Consider the following 5349-nt stretch of genomic DNA (forward strand, 5'->3'; position numbering starts at 1 on the left):
CAGATTGCCCCCAGACAGGCTCAATTAGTACCGCCCGATGGTTGGATGGAAATTGGTGCGATCGTCGGCGCACAGGGCATTAAAGGGGAAGTAAAGGTTCATCCTAACTCAGATTTTCCCGAACGATTCGAGCGCGCGGGGGAACGGTGGTTGTGGGGCAGTCAAGATCTCCAGCCGAGATCGATTCAATTGCAAAAGGGGTACCAAATCCCTGGTAAAAACTTGTATGTAGTCAAATTAGATGGGATTGCAGATCGATCTCAGGCGGAAAAATTGCGGGGACAAATGCTATTATTACCAACTACCGATCGACCGAAACTGTTACCAGGAGAATATCACAGTCAGGATTTGATCGGTTTGTCGGTGTTTCATCAGGTGAGCGGTTTAGAAGTTGGCGTAGTTGCAGATATTTTTACCGCTGGGCATGAGATTTTGGTAGTAAATGTTCCCACTGGCGATGGTAAATTGGCGGAGGCGATGATTCCATTTGTGACAGTTATCGTCCCGGTTGTCGATCTTGCCAATCGGCGGATCGAAATTCTCCCCCCACCTGGATTGTTGGAATTATATCTACCTAACTCGGAAGCAGAGCCGGAAGAGGATTAGCTCAGATCTATGAGTCAATTCTGCACACACTCTAGAAATAAGCGAAGCTGGCTTGAATCCCCCCAACCCCCTTAAAAAGGGTGACTTTCAAAGCCCCCTTTCCAAGGGGGTTGGGGGATTTGGATCTCGAAACGAAGTCTATCCACCGTAGACCTTTAAGTAGGGGCAATTCATGAATTGCCCCTACCAGTTACAAAGATTGGATGGGAACATTCTAGAGCCGATCGCCAACAACAACCACAAAGAACTAACGATCGAGATGGAACAGCTTAACAATGCATTTACGCTCTTTTTGAGCTTGCTGGTAGAGGCAATTCCGTTTCTACTGCTGGGAGTGATGCTATCGAGTATTTTGTTGATTTGCATTGACGAGCGATGGTTGCTGGCTCATGTGCCCAAAAACCCCGTATTGGGGGCATTTACAGGTAGTTGTATCGGGTTTTTGTTTCCCGTTTGCGAGTGTGGAAATGTGCCTGTAGCGCGCAGATTGATTATGCAGGGAGTCCCGCTACCCGTGGCGATTGGCTTTTTAATTGCCGCGCCGACAGTCAATCCGATCGTAATATGGTCTACTTGGATTGCATTTCACGATCGACCAGAAATTGTGGTGTTGCGAGTGTTATTTTCGTTAATTATTGCAACGATCGTCGGTTGTATTTTTAGCGTCCAAACCGATGTTAAAGCTATTTTACAACCTGCGATCGCTTTAGGGACGATTCGCGCCGAACCAAAACTTAATAATAGTGTCAGCCTCCTCGATGGGGGCGATTTTATGTTAGGTGGTGCGGGAACGGCGACAAAACGCATGACTCAAATCCCGATCCAGCAGCCTAAACGATCGTGGCGAGCTAATGTTAATTTAGTAATAGATAATATCGTCCAAGAACTGCGAGAATTAGGCGGAGTTTTAATTTTGGGCAGTGCGGTAGCGGCGGCAATTCAGACGCTCACGCCACGCGAACTGATTGTCAGCCTGGGATCGGGGCCGATTATTTCAATTATCGTAATGATGATTTTAGCTGGCTCGATTTCAATTTGTTCGACTGTCGATTCTTTTTTCGCACTCTCATTTGCAGCCACATTTACGAGCGGTTCGCTACTCGCATTCCTCGTGTTTGGGCCGATGTTCGATCTTAAAAGTATCGGTTTAATGCTATCGATATTTAAGCCTAAAGCCATCTTTTACTTATTTGCGATCGCGACTCAGCTTACCTTCTTACTGACCCTATTTGTAAACTTCCATGTCAGTTAATAACCCAACTACTCGCTCCAGTCTGCGTAAGTCGTGGTTAGATATTACGGCAATTACCGCATGGGGAATTTTATTACTCAAATATGCGATCGATGGGACTTTATATATCCTAATTCATCCGAGTTATTATCTACTCGTTACCATTACAGGCGGCTGTTTACTGGCAATCGGCTTATTTCAAAGCTGGCGATTGTATCGAGGTACCATTGCTAGCTCTGCCGAACTGCACAGCAGCCTACTACCGCAAGGCTTCACCACAATGTTACTATTGGGTACCGCGATCGCCGGATTGATTATTACGCCTAAACTTTTTACCAGTCAAGCCGCCATTCAACGGGGAGTTTCTGCCGAATCAGTCACCGTTACCCGCAGCAAAACTCAATCCTTCCGCACCAATATTCGATCGGATTCCAAAACTCTGGTAGATTGGGTCCGCACGCTAAATAATTACCCCGAACCCGATGCCTATTTAGGTCAAAAAGCTAATATTAATGGGTTCGTACTTTATCCTAAAGGGCTTCCCGCTAATCATCTGATGCTGTCGAGATTCGTGATCACCTGCTGCGCCGCAGATGCTTACCCCGTATCAATTCCGGTCAAATTCACAGGCGATCGTCAATCCTATCCTCAAGATAGCTGGTTGCAAGTCAAAGGTAAAGCGATCGTCGAAACCTTCTCTGGTAGTCGTCGCCTCGTCATCGAAGCCACCGAACTCAAACCCATCTCCGCACCCAAAAATCCTTATCAGGAATAGGCTTTAGGCTTTAGGCTTTAGGCTTTAGGCTTTAGGCTTTAGGCTTTAGGTTTTAGGCTTTAGGCTTTAGGCTTTAGAACTGCGTTCCAGGTTTTAAGTAATTACTTCTTACTTCTTACTTCTTACTTCTCCCTCCTCCCCGTGAACCCCAGTAAACCCACACAACCGCTCGATCGCATGGCGATTATTTTCATGGCAGGATTAGCAATTGCTACCCTGATATTACTGTGGAGTGGCGATCGCACATTGCCGCAAGTCCGCGATTTTAATTGGCAAAATCGGAATATTAGTGCCGAAGATACCGCATTTACCCTCACATTCAATCGTCCGATCGATCGCGATGCGGTTGCCAAACAGCTCCAAATTCAACCGCCGCTACCTGGGAAAATTAGCTGGGCGGGGTCTAGAATGGCTTATACGCTGACAAATCCAGCTCCATACGGAAATTCGTATCGAATCGATTTACAAGGCGTAAGAGAGACACTTGGCAAGGATAGTGGTAAAGAGATCGTGCCGTTTCAGGGCAGATTTAAAACACCCGATCGGATGTTTGCTTATATTAGCAGCGGCGAAGCCGAACGCGGTCGGATTGTGATTTACAATTTTAAAACTCAAAAACCGCAGCTAGTTACCCCTGAGAATTTAGTCGTTACCGATTTTAAAGTCGATAGTGCTAGTCAAACCATCGTTTTTACAGCCACTGATGCTAAGACACTCCAAAACGGACAACCAGCTATTGCCAGTCAACAAGTTTACAGCGTCACGACTGGAATTGCTCCCCGCGATCGCAATCTTCCTAGCAACCCGGCTGGTAAAGTCGAATTAATTTTTGATAATCAGGAATATCAAAACGTCAAATTCGATTTCTCCGCCGATGGTAATAAAGTAGTCGTGCAACGTGTCAGTCGCAAGAATCCTAGTGATTTTGCGTTGTGGGTAGTATCGCTAGATAAATCTACCGCTCCGACTAAATTAAAACAGAGTGGCGATTTTGTCATTACTCCCGATAGTACTCAAGTTGCTGCAGCAGTAGGCGAAGGCGTATCGATTTTTCCGATCGTACCGACAGAAGGTAGCAATCTCGATTTTTTACCCAAATTTGGTAACGTGCTGAGTTTTGCAGCCGACGGTACTGCCGCTGCAATGGTGGAATATAATAGCGACTACACTAAGTCATTATTTTCAGTCGATAATCAAGGCATCGAACAGCAAATATTTAAAACGACTGGCTCGATTTGGGATGCCAAGTTTTCTCCAGATAAAACTATTATTTACTGCTTGGCAACCGAACTCAAGACTAAGAATAATAACAGTCAAGAAGAACCATTTTTAGCCGCGATCGATATTAAAACTCAAAAAATACTATCGATGACTCTGTTACCGATCCAGCAAGGACTTCAGATGAGTTTATCGCCCGATGGATTAGCCGTAATGTTCGACCAAATCGATCTTGGTGAGAGTACCAATCAGATTATTCAAGGCAGCAGTCATGGTATTTTATGGCTGTTACCAATTCCACCCAATATCCGCGAACTTACTGAGCCTGTAACTGCCGATCGATTACCTATTTCTGGTTGGCATCCTCGCTGGCTTTCATAATACCGATGCAAGTTAGTTTGATTACTGGTGAGGTGCAGATCTCCAACTTCTCAAAAAAGTCGGAGATCTGAATCAGAATAGTAATTGCAAGATCGTCAGATATTTAGATAAATGGAAAAATTTCATCACCCGATTCACTAATATTTCTAGTGGTTTTATCTAAGCCCAGATCGCCTGCCAATAAGTCGATACCATCAATTAATTTAGAACGAAAAGCTTTAGTAATTGTCAAATTCTCATAACAGTGAAATCTCAGATCGACATCTTGTTGAAACTTAGTTAACGCAGCAGATAAGGGTGGTATAACTCGATAGGCTGCTTCCGCTTTTTCAATTGCTAAAGGTGGAATAGGTCGCTCTGTCCTTAAAAAAGCTAGATCGATCAAATCGCGAGAATGAACGCTACGATCTGTATATCTGTCGGCATTAGCTAGCAATTTACTAGTAAAACAATCAGTAATACTCAAACATTCAACTGGCGACCAACTCGGTTGACGGGGTGGCTCTAAATCGAATCTTGCTTCGGCAATAATTTCGGTCTTAATCGGAATATCGTCCACAACAATCGCCATTCTAATCCCATACTGGTCTGCGGTAAATCGCTCAATTTCTAAATCGGAGTTGTCCTGTAACAATATCTGAGGAGTTCGATCGCTAATTGTATTGCGTAGCTTACGATAATCAGATCCTACCTCACAAATGAAATCAACATCGTTACTAGTGCGATATTCGCCAAGATCTAATGATATTAATGTGCCCCCACCAAAATAAGCTCGACATTCACTCAAAAATTCACAATTCAAACCTGCTAAAATGCGATAAATTAATTGATGACGATCGATCTCAAAATTCATAAATTCACTAGACAACCAAGATTTACGATTTAATGCGAGTTGCTGGATAAATGCCAACTCACTGGCAGAAAGATTTGCAATATGGCGATACCGCCAACCACGTTCGTAACTAGTAAGCATTTCTAGCTGATTCAAGCGGTAAACATCTGCAATTTGCCAGCCGAGGAATTCTAGAAAAGGTAGTTTAGCAGGCTGCATAATATTCATAATTCGATCTTATGAAATTTTCATTAGGGTACATTCCCAGACTAATCGAGGTTGAACGTAGGCGAGTAAATGCGATCG

5 protein-coding genes are annotated in these 5349 nt (G+C 44.1%); 4 read left to right on the forward strand and 1 reads right to left on the reverse strand.

What is annotated here, in order from left to right; genetic code table 11:
• Positions 1-3 precede the first annotated feature (3 nt).
• The 4 genes from rimM (at position 4) to RMO79_RS12095 (ending at position 4211) form a co-directional block, all read left to right on the forward strand.
• Complete coding sequence (rimM, locus tag RMO79_RS12080; RefSeq protein WP_396136581.1) at positions 4-606, forward strand: ribosome maturation factor RimM; 603 nt, start codon at positions 4-6, stop codon at positions 604-606.
• A 259-nt stretch (positions 607-865) separates the two neighbouring features.
• Positions 866-1858: a permease gene (locus RMO79_RS12085; RefSeq protein ID WP_310483415.1), complete on the forward strand. Its 993-nt coding sequence runs from the start codon at positions 866-868 to the stop codon at positions 1856-1858.
• Complete coding sequence (locus RMO79_RS12090; RefSeq protein ID WP_310483411.1) at positions 1848-2612, forward strand: TIGR03943 family putative permease subunit; 765 nt, start codon at positions 1848-1850, stop codon at positions 2610-2612. Before RMO79_RS12085 ends, RMO79_RS12090 begins: the two co-directional genes overlap by 11 nt.
• 141 nt (positions 2613-2753) lie before the next feature.
• Positions 2754-4211 carry a hypothetical protein gene (locus RMO79_RS12095; RefSeq protein ID WP_310483412.1) on the forward strand — a complete coding sequence of 486 codons (1458 nt, stop codon included), beginning with the start codon at positions 2754-2756 and terminating at the stop codon, positions 4209-4211.
• A gap of 103 nt (positions 4212-4314) precedes the next feature.
• On the opposite strand, the gene RMO79_RS12100 is transcribed toward RMO79_RS12095, so the two are convergent.
• Positions 4315-5271: a nucleotidyl transferase AbiEii/AbiGii toxin family protein gene (locus RMO79_RS12100; RefSeq protein WP_310483413.1), complete on the reverse strand. Its 957-nt coding sequence runs from the start codon at positions 5269-5271 to the stop codon at positions 4315-4317.
• Positions 5272-5349: the final 78 nt, after the last annotated feature.

The organism is Chamaesiphon sp. VAR_48_metabat_403, assembly GCF_031422475.1.
Lineage (GTDB): Bacteria > Cyanobacteriota > Cyanobacteriia > Cyanobacteriales > Chamaesiphonaceae > Chamaesiphon.